Annotated in this window: 15 protein-coding genes and 1 CRISPR repeat array; of the genes, 5 read left to right on the top strand and 10 right to left on the bottom strand. The window is 69.2% G+C overall.

Annotated elements, in window-relative coordinates; all coding sequences use genetic code 11:
* A partial coding sequence (locus LCD31_RS24675; protein WP_224961798.1) for a tyrosine-type recombinase/integrase occupies positions 1–641 on the top strand: 641 nt, incomplete at its 5' end.
* A 1,570-nt stretch (positions 642–2,211) separates the two neighbouring features.
* Here LCD31_RS24675 and LCD31_RS24670 read toward each other — a convergent pair.
* Entirely contained in the window at positions 2,212–2,439 is a 228-nt protein-coding gene (locus tag LCD31_RS24670) for a hypothetical protein (protein WP_224961797.1), read from the bottom strand.
* An 865-nt stretch (positions 2,440–3,304) separates the two neighbouring features.
* Complete coding sequence (locus LCD31_RS24665; RefSeq protein WP_224961796.1) at positions 3,305–3,616, bottom strand: helix-turn-helix domain-containing protein; 312 nt, start codon at positions 3,614–3,616, stop codon at positions 3,305–3,307.
* 620 nt (positions 3,617–4,236) lie between these two features.
* Here LCD31_RS24665 and LCD31_RS24660 point away from each other — a divergent pair.
* Positions 4,237–4,992, top strand: coding sequence for a class I SAM-dependent methyltransferase (locus tag LCD31_RS24660; protein ID WP_224961795.1), 756 nt, complete (start codon positions 4,237–4,239; stop codon positions 4,990–4,992).
* A gap of 64 nt (positions 4,993–5,056) precedes the next feature.
* On the opposite strand, the gene LCD31_RS29660 is transcribed toward LCD31_RS24660, so the two are convergent.
* The 8 genes from LCD31_RS29660 to LCD31_RS24620 all read right to left on the bottom strand — a co-directional run bounded on the left by LCD31_RS29660 (position 5,057) and on the right by LCD31_RS24620 (position 15,679).
* Positions 5,057–6,472 (bottom strand): GGDEF domain-containing protein, encoded by a 1,416-nt coding sequence (locus tag LCD31_RS29660; RefSeq protein WP_224961793.1) that lies wholly within the window; start codon positions 6,470–6,472, stop codon positions 5,057–5,059.
* Positions 6,473–7,012: 540 nt separating this feature from the next.
* Positions 7,013–7,801: a class I SAM-dependent methyltransferase gene (locus tag LCD31_RS24650; protein WP_224961791.1), complete on the bottom strand. Its 789-nt coding sequence runs from the start codon at positions 7,799–7,801 to the stop codon at positions 7,013–7,015.
* 94 nt (positions 7,802–7,895) lie between these two features.
* The gene (locus LCD31_RS24645; protein WP_224961789.1) at positions 7,896–8,984 is read right to left on the bottom strand and encodes an MSMEG_0565 family glycosyltransferase; all 1,089 of its coding nucleotides are present in this window, start codon (positions 8,982–8,984) and stop codon (positions 7,896–7,898) included.
* Positions 8,981–9,817: a carbon-nitrogen hydrolase family protein gene (locus LCD31_RS24640; RefSeq protein ID WP_224961787.1), complete on the bottom strand. Its 837-nt coding sequence runs from the start codon at positions 9,815–9,817 to the stop codon at positions 8,981–8,983. Before LCD31_RS24640 ends, LCD31_RS24645 begins: the two co-directional genes overlap by 4 nt.
* Positions 9,814–10,659, bottom strand: a complete 846-nt coding sequence (locus tag LCD31_RS24635; protein WP_224961785.1) for a carbon-nitrogen hydrolase family protein — start codon at positions 10,657–10,659, stop codon at positions 9,814–9,816. The genes LCD31_RS24640 and LCD31_RS24635 overlap by 4 nt, the downstream gene beginning before the upstream one ends.
* Positions 10,656–12,110 (bottom strand): MSMEG_0567/sll0787 family protein, encoded by a 1,455-nt coding sequence (locus LCD31_RS24630; RefSeq protein WP_224961783.1) that lies wholly within the window; start codon positions 12,108–12,110, stop codon positions 10,656–10,658. Before LCD31_RS24630 ends, LCD31_RS24635 begins: the two co-directional genes overlap by 4 nt.
* Positions 12,107–13,204, bottom strand: a complete 1,098-nt coding sequence (locus LCD31_RS24625) for an MSMEG_0568 family radical SAM protein (protein ID WP_224961781.1) — start codon at positions 13,202–13,204, stop codon at positions 12,107–12,109. The genes LCD31_RS24630 and LCD31_RS24625 overlap by 4 nt, the downstream gene beginning before the upstream one ends.
* A 476-nt stretch (positions 13,205–13,680) precedes the next feature.
* Positions 13,681–14,679: direct repeats of the CRISPR family, unit length 24 nt; unit sequence GTGCTCTCCACACGCGTGGAGGTG.
* A gap of 337 nt (positions 14,680–15,016) precedes the next feature.
* Positions 15,017–15,679, bottom strand: coding sequence for a hypothetical protein (locus LCD31_RS24620; protein WP_224961779.1), 663 nt, complete (start codon positions 15,677–15,679; stop codon positions 15,017–15,019).
* Between the two features lie 394 nt (positions 15,680–16,073).
* Here LCD31_RS24620 and LCD31_RS24615 point away from each other — a divergent pair, with 394 nt between their 5' ends.
* The 3 genes from LCD31_RS24615 (at position 16,074) to LCD31_RS24605 (ending at position 18,370) form a co-directional block, all read left to right on the top strand.
* On the top strand, positions 16,074–16,511 hold the full coding sequence (locus LCD31_RS24615) for a hypothetical protein (RefSeq protein WP_224961777.1): 438 nt from the start codon (positions 16,074–16,076) through the stop codon (positions 16,509–16,511).
* 192 nt (positions 16,512–16,703) lie between these two features.
* Entirely contained in the window at positions 16,704–17,105 is a 402-nt protein-coding gene (locus LCD31_RS24610) for a VOC family protein (protein ID WP_224961775.1), read from the top strand.
* Positions 17,106–17,209: 104 nt separating this feature from the next.
* Positions 17,210–18,370, top strand: coding sequence for a helix-turn-helix transcriptional regulator (locus LCD31_RS24605; RefSeq protein WP_224961773.1), 1,161 nt, complete (start codon positions 17,210–17,212; stop codon positions 18,368–18,370).
* Positions 18,371–18,744: the final 374 nt, after the last annotated feature.

Below are 18,744 nucleotides of genomic sequence, written 5' to 3'. Positions count from 1 at the left end.
CCCCCAAACGCCCCCTGCGCATCCTCACCCCGGCCGAGTACGACGCCCTCCACACGGCACTCGCCGCGCCACGCTGGCGACTGCTCGTCGACGTCGCCTTCGAAACCGGCATCCGATGGGGCGAACTCGCCGAACTACGCGTCCACGACCTTCATCTCGCCACCCGGGTCCTGACCATCAGCCGCGCCGTCGTCGAACTCCGCCACCCCGATCCGGACGGCCAATGCTTCCGCATCAAGCAGTACCTCAAGAACACCGCGTACCGGCAGCTCCACCTCACCACCGAGCTCACCCACGCACTACTCGACCACCTCACCGAACACCACCTGGCGTCCGACGACCTCATATTGGGCTTCCCGGCGGCGCCCCCGCGGGACGACACCAACCCGTCCACAGGCGGTGCAGCACCCGAAGGACACGGCACCGCCAGCCGCTACAGCGCCGGATGCCGCCGCGACGCCATCGCCACCTACCGGCGCCACCGCCGCGCACTCGGCCACGACCGGCCCGCCCACCAGCCGCGCTCTCCCGCCAACCGGCACCTGGCCCGCAACTGGTTCCGCAAAACGATCTGGGCCCCCGCCCTACACCTCACCCACCGCGTCCGCATCCACGACCTCCGCCACACCAACGCCTCCTAAATGCTCGCCGGCGGAGCCGACCTTGAAACCGTCCGCGAACGCCTCGGCCACACCAGCCTCCGCGCCACCGAGCGCTACCTCCACAACCTTCCCGACGCACACAACACCGCAATCAACGCACTCCACCGCATCCGCAACTCACCAAGCCAAGACACCGCACTCGCGGCACGGCACCCAACCAACTAGCGGTCACCCCAGCACACCCCATGCGCCGCCATCGCCGCGCACGCCCGCCCAAGCACAGCTCAAGCTCAAAACCACAGCCCACCGCACTGCGGCCACGCATCAGCTGTGCAAGGAAACGAACCGCCAACACCGCAAAGGCCGCGTTCCTCGCGGTCAAACCACGGTCACCACACAACCGGACACAACAAAACCCCCACCGGTGAAGATCACCGACAGGGGTTCTAACCTGCTCAAGCTGCTGGTGCGCGATACTGGGGTTGAACCAGTAACCTCTACCGTGTCAAGGTAGTGGCCCCTCGTTTCTGACCAGCACGTTCGCGCTCCGCCGCAGGTCAGCGGCCCTTGTTCCTGCTCGTCGAGACTAGTTGCCACGCGTTCAGCCGCGTTCCCGTCGCCATCAGATCGCCATCTGAACTTGTACGAGGACCACCGTGCAACGGAAAATCGAACCCGGGACGAGTTGGTGATGCGCCCCTTCGTCGGTCGGCGGATAGGCCACGAGCGGGTCGACGTTCTCACCGCCGCAGCCCGCGACCAGAAGCGAGGCCGAGCACGGAACAGCTGACGCGTCTCGTCGACGACCCAAGGGATCGCGACCGCGACCCAGTCGTCGGTGCGCAGCGCCTCGACTACCGCCTCCTCCGGTCCCACGCCGGTCAGCATCGGTCGGCGCCGCTGCGGGTGCTCCGGCCGCTTTCGAAAGGGAAATGATGTACACCTAGCGCACGAGAGCCGCCGAGAAACACCGCCGATCCGTGACCGTCGCCGAGGTGACGGCGAAGTACCAGCGCGACGAAACTCTGGTGATGATCACCGCATACGACCTGAATCGGGCAAGAGCATTTCGCCGGGCACGCACGTGTCGGAGCAGGTCGCGGACTCCCGGATGAGCAGCGCGGGCCGGGACAGGGCGGCCTCGTTTCCAGGCCCCTTATCTGGTGGGTAGACAGCCGACTCCGAGGTCCGCTGTTGGAGAGCGCGACTCATGGCCGAAGGGCCTGGTGTGCGACGTCCTGGGCCCCTCGGCATCGCGGCCTACCGACGCGTTTCGTCGATGCGAAGCGCAGCACCGAGCGCGAAGAACGCCGGCGCCCACTCCCCAACGAAGATGCCCCACCTGTCGGCACGGGCGATGTCCTCAGCTTTCCGGGAAGACACCCAACTGGCCACGCTCAAACCGATCGATACCACTCCTGCCGTGAACAAGTGGTCTGAGCGGACTCCGCAGTTCCGCAACGCTGTCAACATCGCCATCCCCCTCGTGTCCTGCTCGGCATGGTGTCTTGCAATGTCCAGCATGGGTACTGTCGCTCCCACGCGCATCCCGCAGCTTCCAGATGAGGTTGTACCCCTGAGGACAGGGTGAGCGAAGGAGCATGCAACGTCATGTCTCGGTGTGACGGACTCGCTCGATAGCAGTGACGGCGAATTCAGCGAGTCCCGCGGCCAAGCCCGGATAGTCGGGCGCTTCCGCAGCCATCACCGTGGTCCAGTGGTACAACAACTCGGCCTGCCAGAGCACCCATACCGCGTCGTAGGCGTTATGCAGATCGACGCGGTCGAGCATGTTGACCAGCTCCTCAGCACTGCTCAACGACGCGGTCAACGACACCGGCAACTCCACAGACCCCACGGCAGAGCTCGACCACTCCCATCTGAGATTCCGCGGCGACCTCGCAAGCCGAGTGCACCCGGGAGACCTGCGGGCCGACGGACCGCTCACCCGACCACGCCCGAGATCGGACTGGCCATGGCGTCACGGCGCCGTTCGTCATCGAAACACCCGTGATAAGGCGCTGAGGGCGAACAGGCAGAGCACGCTGGCCGCGTCTATCGTGGTGTTGGCGAAAATGATGGACAGGCCGCTCGCTGCGGCGACGGCAAGCATGCTGGGGCGGAAATTCATGGTCCGCATAGAGACTACGATGCAGTCGAGGGACTTCCCAGCCCAGCGTACGTACCGGGCGCACGCGCACACGACTGAGGCGGGGAAGTGCGATCGGCCCGAAAGTTATCTGCTGATCGACAGCAGTATTCGGCTGCGTGCAAGTCCACGAGTAGCGGCTGCTAGCGATGACCGCAGCTTCGAGCAGAGCTGAGGGCACCGCGGTCGCGCTCGCGAGGCGACGCGGGCTACAACTACCTCCGCTGTGTCACCGTTCGGCGGCTACGGGAAGCAGGGCAGGTACCTGGCCCCACGGAGCAGGAGCCGACTCAACTCGGCACGACTCATACATCGCGGACGGTTCAGCCTCCGGTCTTGGGCCCCGGATTGATTCTTAAGGTATCTGCTGTTTGTTCAGACTGCGGAAACCCGTGCCGTCGATGACTAGCGCACGAGCACGTCGGTCCCCGCGTCCGGAGCGATCAATCGAAACCATCTTCGGCCATTTGTGTGAGCATGCGCCAAACGTGAACTCCGCAACATGCCCGCTACGCTCCACGCGCGATCTCGACCGCGTCCCAGCAGGAAGGGTTCAGCCCTGCTGTTCCACAGGCGCCGCACCCAGCTGAGCGAGCTGATCTTCCAACGCGATGATGCGGCAAGCACCCCATACCGGCATGCCCTGATCAACCAGCTCACGCACCCGCGACGCCCGTCGCAATTGCGCACGCGAATACCGCCGATGCCCCCCGCCGGATCGCACCGGAACCACCAGCCCCGTCCCCTCCAACGACCGCAGGAACGGCTGCGTCACGCCCACCATCTCCGCCGCCCGGCCCATCGTGTAAGCCGGATAGTCGGCGTCCTCGAACTTGTCCTCGATCTCGGCGCGCTCCTCGCCCATACACCCTCCCGGCCCCTCGCGAACAAGGGCCCCGGTGCACCGTCGGTACACCGGGGCCTGGAGGGAGATGTTCCAGTCAATTACCACTGCCGCTCATCCACCAACGAACACGAGGACGACGCGGCGCCGAACCTTGCGATACGACACCTCCCTTCCCGCACCCGCAGATGACCTTCACTCGACCCTGAGGCGGAGGCCGCTTTGCGCGTCTCCGCCTGCCCGGTCGACCATCGCGTCAATCACCGATCGCGCTGCTACATCCTCTTCTACTTCCTTGAGAGGAAGGCTAGCACCGCTATGGCGTCATGTCTACACCCACCGCTGCAGATATTGTCCACTTCGAGATCGGCCGGGTCGCTCTCGTGCTACAGCGCTCGTTCGAACTTCCCTGGCGGATGGTGCGACCGTGTGCGGCAACGGAGGATGCGCCCGGGCGAGGTCGGATCGCACATCGGCGCACGTTGCGCGGATCGGTCGCCGAGCAGTGCGTCGCATCACAGTGGCGAGAGACCGCGCGAGCTGCTCGCATCGACAAGGGCGGAGGAAATCCGAGGCGGCATCGCCGCGCGGAACACCGATTCGTTCGCTCGTCGGCCGAGGGACTGAGGGGAGTGCGGCCAGTGACCTTTTTCCACATGCTCGAGCCGTCCGCATTCGATGAGTCGACGTCGTCGATCCGCAGCGTGCAGTCCGAGGTCGACGACTACGACGCGCTCGACGACGCGTTCTGGTGGGACCACGGGTACCGCCACCTACCCGACCATCTGCGCATCGTGCCCGGCGACCGAGTCCTCGACGTCGGCTGCCGCACGGGCAAGTCCGCGCGCTGGCTGGCCGCTGCTCATAGCGCGCAGGTGCTCGGAACGGACCCTTCGCCAGCGATGATCAGAACGGCCGAGGAGAGACCGACGCCCGGAGTCCGGTATCGACGAACCCCACGAGGATCCCTGCCCGGCATCCCGGACTCCTCCGCCGACGCCGCCTACGCAGGTTTCGTCGTCAGCTGTGAGTTCCTCGACCATCTGGTCGAGGAACTCTTCTCCGAAGTCTTGCGCGTCCTGCGGCCCGGTTCCCGCTTCACCGTCCTCGATATCAACCCTTCGGCCGTCGGCATCCACTTCCCAGGGGTCGTTTACGGCCCACCCGGCCGATCTCCCCGTCCAGGCGAGGTGGTGCCCCTCAGCCTCCAACGGCGCGACGGCACGTGGACGCGCTCCCGTCGGCTTCACCGACCGGTCGGATCAGTTCGCGGAATGCTGGAGTCCGCCGGGTTCACGGTGGACCGGATGGACGTGCCGCTGGCCCGCACGCTCGCGCAATCCTCCTCCCAACCAGCCGTTCACGCGCCGTTCTACCTGATCACGGGCCTCACATGACGGGTCGATGAAGAACTCGGAGTCGAGTCACCCCCAGACGAAGACCTCAGCCGCGGCACGCTGCCTAACCTTCCGGCCGTTCAGCCCGCTTGGCCGAGTACATCGCCGCATCGGCTCGGCTGAGCGCGTGGTGCGCCGTGTCGTTCGGTTCGAGCGGGACGTACCCGAAGCTGGCGGTGATCCGGTACTTCTCGCCGTCCAGCAGAATTGGTTCGGCCAGGCGTTCGCGGAGCCGGGAGCACAGCGCTTCCGGGTCGGCGGGTGCCGGGTTGAGCAGGACCACGAATTCGTCCCCGCCGAGGCGGGCGAGGGTGGCCCTACCGTCGAGTTCAGCTCGTAGCTTGGTAGCCGTCGCCAGCAGCACGGTGTCGCCCGCTTGGTGCCCCCACCGGTCGTTGACCTCCTTGAACTGGTCCAGGTCGATGTAAAGCAGGCCGAGGGCGGTGTGCTGGGCGTGGGCCTGAGGTAGGGCCTGTCCGAGGACGTCCAGCAGAAGTGTCCGGTTCGCCACCCCGGTAAGCGGATCGTGCGTAGCGAGGTGACGCAAACGCTGATGGACCTCCTGCAGCCGACGCGCCGTCATGAGCTGTCGCACCACGACCAGGCCGACGACCCCGACGAGGAAGTAGACCTCCGCGGGACGCGGGCTGTCGATGGTCGCTCGCACGGCAGTGAACGCGCACACCGCCGCCAGCGGGACGTAGGGAAGGACGAGTGGGGGGAGGTTGGTCGCCACGCGGGACAGTCCGTTCTCCGGGGCGAGCGCGGCGACAAGCATGAGGTAGGGCGCCATCATGTACCCCACATCGGCAACGTTCGGCGGAGCAGGGCTGTTGTTGCTGATGGAAAACGCGTAGAGGGCGTCCGAAGCACCGATCGCGATGAGCCCGGCCAGCAGCCACGCCAGCGGAAGTCGCCAGCTGCGACGCAACAGGACCGATATGAGCACTGCGAGGACGATGAGGACGAGATCGGCCACCGCATAGGACGCCGCCAGCAACACCTCGCCGAGACTGGCGGATCCGCGTTCCACGGCAGCACCGAACGTGACCTGCCACACCAGGCCGAGCAAGCTGGTCGCCACGATCAATCCGTCGATCACCAGGACGCGCGGGCGCGTGATGGCGTCGGTGGAACCGGTGCGGGCATGCTCGTTCTTGGCGATGTGCAGCAATGCGAAGAAGGTGAACACCGGCAGTCCCAGGTAGAGCGCGTTCTCGACATCCGGGAAGGTCGCTGCCCGCATGTCCACGCTGCGATGCCACGTCCATACGGCTTGCCCCACGCCCCAACCGAAGAGGGCGAGGGCCATGAGCGGCCGCCACCACCGACCCGTGCCCGACGCGAAAGGTGCTCGGCCAGTCCAGGCGAACGCGACGGCGGCCGCGAGGGCACCGACGAGGCCCGTGAAATCCGCTACGGCCCACCTAACGGGTTCCGCGAGCGCGCCTGACATGACCAGCGCGGTGGGCACGGCCACCACTGACATGACGAGCCAAGCCGTGCGGGGCCACCTCCACGACATCGGTTCGTTCTCCTGCCTGCCCCGTCCGCGGCGGACCGCGGGTTCACATCCGGCCTGAGCGAGCATCCGTTCAGGCGGAAGCTCGGTTCACCGGTCGGTTCCATCCTTTTCATCGCATCCGGTGACGGCGAGCTATGCCTCGCGGGCACCCGGGTGCGCAGGTCACAGGGGCGGTCCTACTCCCGCCTTGCCGAAATTGCGGCGTCCGGATCATGCCCATCGCGTTGCGCACATCCACTGTTGCGGAGTTCGGCGGACGCTGCGCTCGAATTGCTCCGCACGTCATCCCGCTGGCCTGAGTCTACCGGGTACCAATGCCTCTGCCACGGCGGGAGAATGGCTCATCTGGCCGCCCGCTGAGGAAAACGAATGCCCTGTGCCCTTCCAGGAAGCATCGATCACCGTCCCGACGAGCACGCGGCATCCTCCGCCCCGGCTGCCGTCGGGTGCCGGGTCCGCGGTTCGGACGCTGTGATGCACGCAGTCCGGCTCGGCCTAGCTCCTGACAAGCGGTCTGCGGGCGCTCACGATCAGGAACGGGGGTCGTGCCGTCGCTGCGTGCCATCGCTGCCGTCGTTCCGGCTCAACCGGATCGCCCTCCGCCCCGTTAGCAGGGTCCAGCAGCGGCTCGCACTGCTCGAGGTCCTCGAACCCGGCCTCGCCCAGCACCGAATCGTAAGTGGCGCGCGACCAGTAGGTGTCGGTGATCGAGCTCCAGCTGCCGTCCTGCCGCCGCATCCGGACCGGGAGCCGATCCCCTTCGGAATAGCTCACGTCTAGTTCGCCCTGTACCAGGTCTCCGAAATCCACTCCCGTGGTGTCGGGATGGCTGTCGAGCAGCACCACGCGCCCCCCGGGCCGTACTACGCGTGCGAGTTCGGCGACCACTGCCCGCAGTGCTGCCATGTCCGGCAAGCACACCGCCAGGAAAGCGGCCCACGCCGCATCGATGGAGTCGGTGGGGAGACCGGTGCGGTCTGCCGGCCTGTGGATGAACCTGGTGTGTCCCGCCGGGTCCGCACCGCGCCGAGCCGCGCGAATCATCACCGACGATCGATCCACGCCGACCACGGCGCTGGCGGTGTGCTGCGCGATCCATGACGTGACCGTCCCGTCCCCGCACCCCAGGTCCAGTAAGGTCGGGCGCTCTCCGTCGAACCGGTCAGGTGCGAGCAACTGCGGCAGGGCGCGATAACCAAGCCGCCACCACAGCGCGGTGTCGAACTCCGCGAAGCGCTCCGCCACCCCATCGGCGTTCCAATCGGTCAAGTAGTCCTCGGTCATGATCGCAACACTAGGAGAGGTCATCCTGCGCGGCCGCTCGAACCATCGGGTTCAGAGAAGATCGTGGCCAGGGAAGCACGCGGGGCCGCTCCGCTCAGGAACGACCCCGCCTGAGGGAGCGGTAGAACGCGATGTGGCGCTCGGCCGCTGTCTGCCACGTGTGCGCGGCGGCCAGCGTTCGCCCGGCCTCCCGGCGATCCAGGTCGTCATCGGCCAGCGCGGCCGCGAGCTCGGCCGCGAAGGACTCCGCCCCGTCGGCGAAACGAGCCGCGGCACCGAAAACCTCCTTCAGCACCGGGAGCTCTCGCACTACCAATGGAGTTCCGGCCGCCAACGCTTCCATCGCGGCCAATCCGAATCCCTCCTTGGTGGACGGGAACGCGAAGGCGCTCGCGGCGGCGACCAAGCCGGGAAGTTCGTGCTCGGCGACGGGTCCCAGCACCACCGGTTCGACGCCGAGCTCCACCGCGCGGTCCTCCCAGCGCCGCCGGTAGTCGCGGTAGTCGAAGAGGGTTTCGCCGCCTGCGATGACCAGTGCGACATCGGGTTGCCGCTCGCGCAGCAGCACGTATGCCTCCAACAGATCCAGCGATCCCTTGCGCGGCTCGATTCCGCCGACGGTGAGCACGTAGCGGCCCAGCCTGTCGGTCCAGTACCGCCGGTCCTGTTCGGTGGTATCGGCGAACCGCTCGTAGGCGACCCCGTTCGGGATCACCTCGGCTTCAACGCCCCATCCCGCACTCAGCTCGTCGGCGACCGAGTGCGAGACGCAGACGTGCGAGTGCGGGGTGATGATGGCGCGCTCGTGGCAGGCTGCCAGCTCCGGTGTGCTGAAGTGGTCGATGTGGTGCACCGTGCGCACGCAGTCGCCGACCGCGTTGGCGCTGATGCAGTCCTGGGCGTGCACCACGTCGTACTCGTCCGGGGTGAACGCCGCACCGAGCGCCTCGATCGAGCGCAACACCCGCTCGCCCACCGTTTCGCCGCCCGGCCGGTCGGGAAACGGAACGATCCGCACCTCGACGGCGTCGTGGACCGGCCGGAAGAATCCGGTGTCACCGCCGCGTCCCAGAGTCCAGACCGCCACATCCTCGCCTGCTGCCGCCAGCGCTTCGGCCAGTGCCAGCGTGTGCACCACACCGCCACGCGGTTTGGTCGAGTAGCTCACCAACGCGATCTTCATCTGCCACCCCCGCGGTAGGACGACGGCCGCAGCTCGCCCAAGTGGTGCAGCACTCGCCGGGCACGTTCGATTTCAGCCGCCACATCGACCTCGGCGATGGCGAGCCCTGCTTTGGACCAGGTGCGGGCCAGGACGTCCCCGCCGGGTCCGACGACCTTCGCCTGGCCCAAGAACCGCATAGCACCCGTGGTCCCCGTCTGGTTGGACGAAGCGAGCACGACCTGGTTCTCCGCCGCGCGCGTCTGGTCGTAGAGGTCGAAGAGCTTGGCCTGCCGGTCCTGGGCCATTCGCGGTGCGCGATTGGTGATGCTGGTCGGCCAAGCCGATAGACAGGCCAGCACCTCCGCACCATCCAGCGCCAACGACCGCGCGGCTTCGGGGAAGGTCTTGTCGTAGTCGATGAGCATGCCCACCCTGCCGATCGGGGTGTCACATGCCGCGAAGGACTCGCCCGGCGAGTAGACCTGCGTCTCACCAGCGGGCAGGTGCACCTTGCGGTGCCTGCCGAGCACACCGTCCCCGTTGACGCACACCGCGGCGTTGTAGCGCACGTCGCCGCCGTCCTCGCAGTAGCCGACGCAGACGACCATGTCGGCAGCCAGCGAGGCGACTCGCCGGATCATCGGCGAGTCGGGAGCGAGCGCGGGCGGCAGCGCGTCCGCGCCGGGGTGACGCAGCTCCGCGAGGTAGCCGCCGAGGGCGGCGTCGGGCAGGACCAGCAACCCGGCACCGGCCAGACGAGCATCGTCGATCAGCTTGGCGATGCGAGCCAGGTCGAATTCGAGGTCACGTCCGAAATGCGCTGCCGCAGCGCCGATGCGGACCAGGCTCATGACAGGCCCGCGCCAGCCAGGTAGGCATCGGGCCGCCGGTCGCGGAGGTGTCCCATGTGCCTGCGCGCCGCTTCGAGCGCGCGGTCGACGTCGACGTCAGCGACCGCGACCCCTCCTTCGACTCCGGTGTCGGCGAGCACCTCGCCTCCAGGATCGACGACCTTGGCGCTGCCGACGAAGCGCAGCGAACCGAAGGTTCCCGCCTGGTTCGCCGAAAGCCACAGCACCTGGTTCTCCAAAGCCCTGGCCCGGTCGAACAGGTCGAAGCGGCGCTTCCACCGGTCCTGCGCGAGATCCGCCGCGGCGTTGGTGCGCGACCCCGGCCAAGCGGACACGCAGACCCCGATCTCCGCACCGTCGAGAGCCAACGCGCGAGCCGCTTCGGGGAACGCCTTGTCGTAGCAGATCAGCATGCCCAGCCGTCCGGCGGGCGTGTCGAAGGCGTGGAAGGAGTCGCCGGAGTCGTAGCTGGCGTTCTCGCTCAGCGGCTGATGCACCTTGCGGTGGTTGCCGAGCACGCCGTCGCCGCTGACGCAGACCGCGCTGTTGAACTTCCGGTCCCCGGCCCGCTCGCAGTATCCGGCTACGACGGTCATGTTCCCGGCGAGAGCGGCCAGCCGCCGCACTTCGGGCCCGTCCAGCTCCAGCGCGGGAGGTCCCGGGTCGTCGGCGGCGGAGCCGTCGAGACCGAGCAGGTAACCGCCGAGACATGCCTCCGGCAGGGCCAGCAGCTGGACACCCGCGGACCGAGCCCGCTCGACGAGCTTCTCGACGATCAGGAAGTCCTGTTCCAGGTCGCGGCCGAATTCGGCGGCGACGGCGGCAAGGCGCAACGTGCTCATGCATCCCCCATTCCAGTCACCGTCGTGGTGATCGCTGCTGTGATCTCGCCGTCGGGCCACCGCAACCCGACGCCCCCGCCCCGCACCAGTTCTCCGCACGTGGCACCGGTGGCGGGTCCCGCCGGCAGCGGGTCGCTCCCCGCGTCATCGGTGGTGAGGACTGCGAAGCCGGGGAAGCACGTCAGCCAGTCGCCCAACGTCGCTCCGGCGGGGCGCGGCACGCGGGCGACGTCGAGTACCGCCGCACACCCGCTGGCTTCAGCGAGCATGCCCAGGGTGCCCACGACCCCGGCCATCGAGACGTCCTTGGCCGCCGCCGGTCTCGCGGCGGCCACCGCGCCGAGCATGGCGCGCAGTTCTGGCGTGCGCCGGTGACTGGTGGAATCCCACTGCCGACCTCGGTAGCCGTGGCGCCAGCCACCGCCGAGGTCCGCGGTCAGCCGGACCTCGTGTCCCGCGCGGCCACCGCCGCCCGGGACGGGATGGGCGGTGCGCCCGAGCGCGGTGACGGACAACGAGCCGGGCACGCCGAGCTGCGTGTGCCCGCCGAGCAGCGGAATCCCGCCGTAGGCGTCCGCAGCACGCCGCAGCCCGGCGACCAGGCGTCCGGCGTGCGCGGTGTTCCTGGCACCGATCGCGTCGAGCAGCCCGACCGGTTCCGCTCCCATCGCGGCGAGGTCGTTGACGTTGGCCAGTACCGCGCACCAACCGGCCCACTCCGGGTCGCGCTCGACCATCGCCGGGACGATCGCGTCACACGCCGCCACCAGGTCACTGCCCGGGACCGGGGCTCCGTCGTCACCCACGAATCCGGCGCCGCCGAATGCACCAGGAGGTCCGGTGGCCGCGTCCAGCAGCGGCCCCAGCGGAGCTTTGGTCGCCTCCACGAGATCGTGCACGCGACGCACGGGCCAGCGCATCAACGTGTGCGGCACACCGGCCACGTCGACCTCGCGAACCCGGTCCCAGCCCAGTCGTGCGAACAGGGGCTCGTTGCACACTTGCACCGTCGCGTCGAACCGCAGCGCACCGGCGGCCTCGGCGTGCGCGCAGGCGGCGCGCACCAGCGCCGGACCCACTCCGCGCGTTCCGCGCACCGCACCATCGACGACCAGTCTTCCGCCGTACCACCAACCGATATCAGGGCCGTCGGTCGCCGGACCGAGCCGGACTCCCCCGAGCACTCCACCATCGCCGGAGCGGGCCACCAGGACGACCGTCCGCGAATCATCGTCCCGATCATCCCGGTCGGTTCCGGCGAAGAGGCCCTGTTCCCGCACGAACACCTGGTGCCGCAGGCGTCGGTACGCGGCGAGGGCCCCGGCGTCGGCCGCTTCGATTCGAAACGGTGGCTGCCCGGACAGGGTCGCGCGGTCACCGAGCAGCGACAGGACGTCCGGCATCGGCGGGCCTCCGGGCGGAAGCAGCTCTTCGTAGGCGATCACACTCATCCTCCCGCCGTCCTCAGCACCGAGCAGGCACCGCAGGCCGCGCACCCCGCGCCCTGATCCGCACCCGACATTCCGGCCCGCCTGAGCAGCCCGGCCACCGCGTCCGTCACGTAGGCCAGCAACTCGGCGCTGGGCGCCTCAACGCCGTCACGGGCGGCCAGTGTGCCCGCCATCGGCCGCAAGGGGACGACGAACGGGTACACGCCCCGCTCGATGAGCCCGGCGGCGCCGTCGATCAGCTCGTCGGGGTCCTCCCCGAGGCCGACCAGCAGATAGGTGGACACCCGGTTGTGGCCGAAGACGAGCACGGCCTCGTCCCACGCCGCTTCGTACTCGCTCAGCGGAACCTGCGACTTCCCGGGCATCCACCGGCGCCGCACCCGCTCGTCGAGGGCTTCGACGTGAATGCCGATCGCCGTGGCCCCGGCGTCCTTGAGCTCACCGATCCAGCGGAGTTCACCGGGTGGTTCGCACTGCACCTGAATCGGTAGACCGGGCACCGCCGCGAGCACCGCGCGGACAGAGCGCACCAGGTTTCGCGCACCGCGGTCCGGCCCCGTGGTGGTGCCGGTGGTCATCACCATCTGCCGCACCCCGTCGAGCCGAACGGCCGCCTCGGCCACCTCGGCCAGCTGCGCGGGAGTCTTCGCCGCCACGGTGGCGCCACCGCGCAACGATTCCTCGATGGTGCAGAAGCGGCAGCGGTCGGATTCGGCGTAGCGGATGCAGGTTTGCACCACGGTGGTGGCGAGCACGTCAGCGCCGTGCAGCCGGGCGATCCGCTCGTAGCTCACGCCTTCGGCGGTGCTCAGGTCGTAGAAATTGGGCCTGCGCACCGGAGCGAGTTCGACTCCGACGTCCTCCTCCCCCAGCCAGACCCGACCGTCGCGCACCGAGTACGGGCTGGCGGGGTTGGTGGGCAACGCGGCACCGGCGCCGTCGACGAGGACGTGGCCGTCGTCGCTGGGCCCTGCGCCGGCGGGACGCGCGACCTCGGCGTCCAGCCGGACCCCGTGCAACGCCAGCTCCGCACGGGTCATGATCCGCACGTCCACCGGCGTGCTGGTTCGCCCCTGTTCGGTATCGACGCTCACGACACACCTCCATGAAAAACCCGCGATCCCCCGCACGCGGCGCCCCGGGCCCCCCCCCCCGGGGGGGGGGGGTTTTTTTCCCCCCCCCGGGCCCCCCCGGGGGGGCCCCCCTGCCAGCTGAATGCAAGCCCCGGCCAGGCCGGGGGTCGCCGGGCGTGCGGCTGGCGCCGGTCCCGGCGCCCCCCGGCGTCCGGGGCGCGAGATGGAAGGCAGGCGGCCAGGAACCACGCAGGGGCCGCGTGATGCTAGGAGCAGAGATCTCTGCGAGGTGGTCGGCTGGGTGATCTCACAAGCGGTTGTGGTCGCTCTATCAGGGTGGTCGGCTTGCCACTTCCTACGGGCGGCCTCGACTCGCCTGGCGTAGCGGGTTGCCTGGCCGTGGTCACCGGGAACGACCCTTTCCGTGCGCTACGGTCTGCGTGATGCCGCACCTTGAAAACGAACAACGGCCGCTCTAAAACCCCAGCTCGCGAAGGGTGCTCTCCACACGCGTGGAGGTGATCCGCCGTTCGAGCTGTTTCCGGCGCGCCGCGCGCTGTGCTCTCCACACGCGTGGAGGTGATCCGTCCGCTGGTACGTCCGGTGGGGTGTTCGAGGAGTGCTCTCCACACGCGTGGAGGTGATCCGGCGGCGGCCCGCTCGATGCGCTCCAGGTCGGCGTGCTCTCCACACGCGTGGAGGTGATCCGCCTCAGCTACGTCTTCAGCGTCATGGCGCTGTGTGCTCTCCACACGCGTGGAGGTGATCCGGTGAGCTGGTCGTCGTTGGTGGCCGACCAGTTGTGCTCTCCACACGCGTGGAGGTGATCCGTACCGGCAACAGACTGTTTCGGCGGCTTCTGGGTGCTCTCCACACGCGTGGAGGTGATCCGGAGATCGGGTATCAGGTCGGGGTCAGCACCGCGTGCTCTCCACACGCGTGGAGGTGATCCGTACTGGACCCGGCTGCGCGCCGGACTCGGTGCGTGCTCTCCACACGCGTGGAGGTGATCCGGATCGAGGAGCTTGGGCGACACGTAGGACTCAGTGCTCTCCACGCGTGTGGAGGTGATCCGGGCGTCGACGGGATCTGCTCGTGGTGGCGGACGTGCTCTCTCCACGCGTGTGGAGGTGATCCGGGGCTGTTCGGGCGCCGAAACGACCGGCGCAAGTGCTCTCCACGCGTGTGGAGGTGATCCGCGGCCGTCACCGCGACCGCTGCGGGCCTGCGTGTGCTCTCCACACGCGTGGAGGTGGTCCGCCAGTGGCCGCGCGAGTTCCTCCCGGAGCCACGTGCTCTCCACACGCGTGGAGGTGGTCCGTCCCGTCACGCGGGGCGGATCGGCCGGTGGATGTGCTCTCCACACGCGTGGAGGTGGTCCGATTTCCCCGGTCAACCGCAGGTGCTCGCCGGGGTGCTCTCCACACGCGTGGAGGTGGCCCGTCACGGCACCGGGTTCTTGTACAGGTCCAGTGCTCTCCACAAGCGTGGAGATAGCCCGGATGCATTTGCCAACGAAGTGCCAACTATCGACGTTCGACGACGTCAGATGACGGCAGGTGACCCCAGCTCGGATCACGGCGTTCACGCAGGTGACCGGGGTTGTCGCCAAGCGACGGAAGATGTCGAGCGACACGGACACCAGAACAGAAGGTTAGGGGTTCGAATCCCTTCGGGCGCACGTCTGGTCGAGACAGCTGGAAACCCCCTACTTAGTCGCAGGGGGTTTCTTGCTGTCCGGGGTCGGGTGATGGCGATCGGGCCTCCCCGCCGACCTGATCGCTCTGCCACCGACCGCACCGTCGAGCACGTCGGCACCGACTCCCGTCCCGGCTACGGCCGCGGGAGCAGCACCGCCACCTCGGCCATCCCGTCCAGGAGCGCCGGCGGGAGGTTCCCGCTCATCGGTGCCGCCTCCGCTCGCACGAACAGGGTGCCCTTCGCGGTGGACTCGTAGTGCTCGCCGGTGAAGGACACGCCCCGCGCGGCGAGGACGCTGCTGCCCAGCGCCCTGATGTCCCCGGTCCCGTCCCGGCGGTCCAGCCGGTTCAGCGCGCGCGCATCCCGTGTGCTGCCGGTCCGCACCCAGGCGATCGACACGACCGCGGTGCCGCCCTGTTCGTCGGCGAGCGGAATCACGGTCCTCGTCAGGGAGCGGCACGGGTGCCCGACGAAGAACTCCTGCACCTGTCCGAAGGAATGCACGATGCAGTCCAGCTGATGATCCGGGGATCGTTGCTCGCGGACCCGCAGCCGCATCCGTTGCCAGGCCTTGTCGGACTGCCCGTTGCGCGCCGCCTGCTTCGCGTTGCTGACGCGGACCGCGACCTGCTCACCCGCCACGGAGCTCACCCCGCCGGTAGCCCCACCGCCACCGGCGACGGCGGTGACCGCGAGTGCGGTCGCACCGGCGGCGGCGACGAATCCGCCGCGGCCCTTCTTGCCGTTGATCGGCCGAACCCGGCCTTGTCGATCCGTGTAGAAGCCCTCCGGCAACGCCCGCCCCTTGTCCCTCGATGCACGAAGGGGCCGATCTTCGTCAACCGGAGCCCCCACTACTCCGTTTACCGCTGGGATCACCTGAAAGGACCATCGGCACGCTGCGGGAAGCGGACCGGTACCGCAGGTATTTCGTCGGCCGAATCCGACGATCGACGGACAGGAACTTTTCGGATGCGCTTCCGGGCGAGCGGGAAACCGCCGTTCGCAACGGTTTCCCTGCTTTTCGGAAAGGCTCCGAAGAGGCCGTCCCGGCCGATCGGCTGGTTTTCCGCGTTTCGAACCGGCCTCTCGGCCGAGGTGGCCGATCGCGCGCCGCGCCAGGCTTGGTGATCGGAATTCCGACACCGCCGCGACGGTGCTCGGGCCGGATGAAATGCGAGGAGCCGTAATGCGGATCAATGCCAAGAACGTCGTGGTCTCCGGCCTCGTGGCCGGTGCGGTGCTGGTGGTCGGCGGGGGTATCGCCGCGGCCGTGAACCTGGAACAGGTCCCCTCCCAGGTCCAGAACTCGCACCACGCCGAACCGGGACACGAGGGCGAGGGCAAGTACACCGCCGGGGACTACCGGCTGCACGTCCGCGAGCTCACCGACGACGGTGAAGGCTTCGGCACCACCGTCGAGCCCGGCACCACGTACTACTCGAAGACCCTGCACGGCAGCGAATCGTGGCAGCCGACCGTCCTGAAGTTCTCCGTCGGTGACGAGGCGGACGGGCCGATCGTGTTCAGCTACCCGATCCCCGAGGACGGCGAGGGCGTCGACTGCGTCGCCTCCGGCACCGAGGCCGAGCCGACGGTGGAGTGCACGACCACGCCCGCCGGCTGATCGGCCGCCCCGCGCGCAGGCCGGGCCGGTGCCGTGGTCCGCGCCGATCCACGGCTTCGGCACCAGTGCGCCGACGGTCCGGCCGAGCCGAAGGAAACCCCCTCCCCACAGGGGGTTTCCTGCTGTCCGGGGCCGTTGCGGAAGGGTCCTGCCGTGCGCGAAGCTGGTCGGCGATCCGCTCAGGAGGACGCCGTGCACCTGGACCTCGTGACGATCGTCGTCGACGACTACGACCCGGCGATCGAGTTCTTCACCGGCACCTTGGGATTCGGGCTCGTCGAGGACTCGCCCGCGACCACCGGCGACGGCCGGGCGAAGCGGTGGGTCGTCGTGCGGCCGCCCGGTGCCGCGACCGGAATCCTGCTGGCCCGTGCGGACGGCGAACGGCAGTCCGCCGCGGTCGGCGAGCAGACCGCAGGGCGGGTCGGGTTCTTCCTGCGCGTGGACGACTTCGACGCCGCCCTCGCGCGGCTGCGGGCGGCAGGGGTCGAATTCGTGCGGCCCCCGCGCAGCGAACCCTACGGCCGCGTGGCGGTCTTCCTGGACATCGCGGGAAACCGCTGGGACCTGCTGGGGCCGGTCGCGGTCGACTGATCGGCTGCGGAGTCGATCTCGCCCGGCCGAGTCCGCCGAGGATCGGGCGCACGGGTGGCAAGGTGGGCCGCTCGCCGGGCCGCCCGGCGGGGAAGGGGCGAACGATGGCTGAGAGCTTCGGGCAGGCGCTGCGGCGCCTCCGCCGCGCCGCGGGGCTGACGCAGCTGCAACTGGCGCAGCAGGTCCACCTGGGGCAGAGCGACATCTCGCGGTACGAGAGCGACCGGCAGCACCCGGACGACCAGGTGGTCCACGCCTTGGAACAGCTCCTCGCCGCAGGCGGTCGGTTGGCGCGCACCACCGGCGGCGGCGACGACGGGAACGCGCAGGCGCTCGAACTGGTTCGGCGAGCCGGAGCTTCCGACCTCGGCGGGGACGTCCTCGACCTGCTGGAAGCCGCGTTCGACACCGCCGCCACCGACTACTGCGCCGAGGATCCGGCCGTGCTGCTGCCGCAGGTCGCCGAGCACCTGGACCACGTGCAGGGGCTCCTCGACGCGTCGCGGAAGACGCTCGCCGAACATCGGCGGTTGGTGGGCCTCGGCGGTTGGCTGGCGCTGCTGCGGGCCACGTTGCACATCGACCTCAACGAGCACGCGCGCGCCTCCGCGTGGCTGCGCAGCTCCGCGGCCCTCGCCCGGCACGCCGGGGACGACGAGGCGCTGGCCTGGTGCTTCGAAACCGATGCGTGGCGTGTGCTCAACACCGGCGACTTCCGCACGGCGCTGCGGCTGGCCACCGCGGCGCTGGAGCACGCCCCGGCCGGCGGGTCGGCGGAGATCCAGGCGACCGTGCAGCTCGCCCGCGTCCAAGCCCGCCTCGGCGCCGCGGACGCGACCTACCGGCACCTGGAATCCGCGCACGTCCTCTCCGCTCGCAAAGGAGTCCCGGTGCAGGCGGAACACCACTACCGGTTCGATCCCGCGAAGACCGACTCGTTCACCGCCACCACCTTGGCGTGGCTCGGCGACGACGAGGCCGAGCGCAGCACCCGCCGCGCCGTCGAGATGTTCGCGCCGACCGGAACCGGCCCCAACCCGCGAGCTCGCCGGTACGCGGCCGCGCAGATGGACCTGGCGCTGATCAGCGCGAAGAAGTCGCGACTGGACGAGGCCGCCGCGGCGGCCCGCGCCGCGATCGACACCGGGCAGGTCGCGCCGTCGAACTGGTGGCGCATCGCCGAAGTCGTCAGCACCGTGACCGCCGCCCGGTCCCCGGCCGCTCCAGAACTCCAAGCGTCCTACCAGGACATGCTCCACCGCTGATCGCGTGCCATGCGCATGAGCGGACGCGCATGCGCAGGCCACGCATCAACATCAACCTGCGGCGATCGGGCGCCGACGGTCGGGGTATGTCGCGAATGCCGCCGCACCTCGTCCGCCGGTTCCGCTCCGCGCTCGGAACCCGGGTGCTCGGTGCGCGCCGCGACCACCCCACCCGAGGACGACCGCGGATCCCCGGCCGCGGCCCGGGTGGGGTTCCGGGGGGGGCGGGGGGCGCCCCCCCCCCCCCCCCCCCCCCCCCCCCCCCCCCCCCCCCCGGCCGGGGGGGGGGGGGGGCCCGCGGCCACGGGTCGGCGACGAGCACGGCGACCGCCTCGCGCTCCCGGCGCCGCCGGTCCCGGACGTCGTCCGCGTGC

Source organism: Saccharopolyspora sp. 6M (genome assembly GCF_020176775.1).
Lineage (GTDB): Bacteria > Actinomycetota > Actinomycetes > Mycobacteriales > Pseudonocardiaceae > Saccharopolyspora_C > Saccharopolyspora_C gregorii.
The sequence above is the reverse complement of the archived record's forward strand: the minus strand, read 5'-3'. Positions and strand labels throughout refer to the sequence as shown.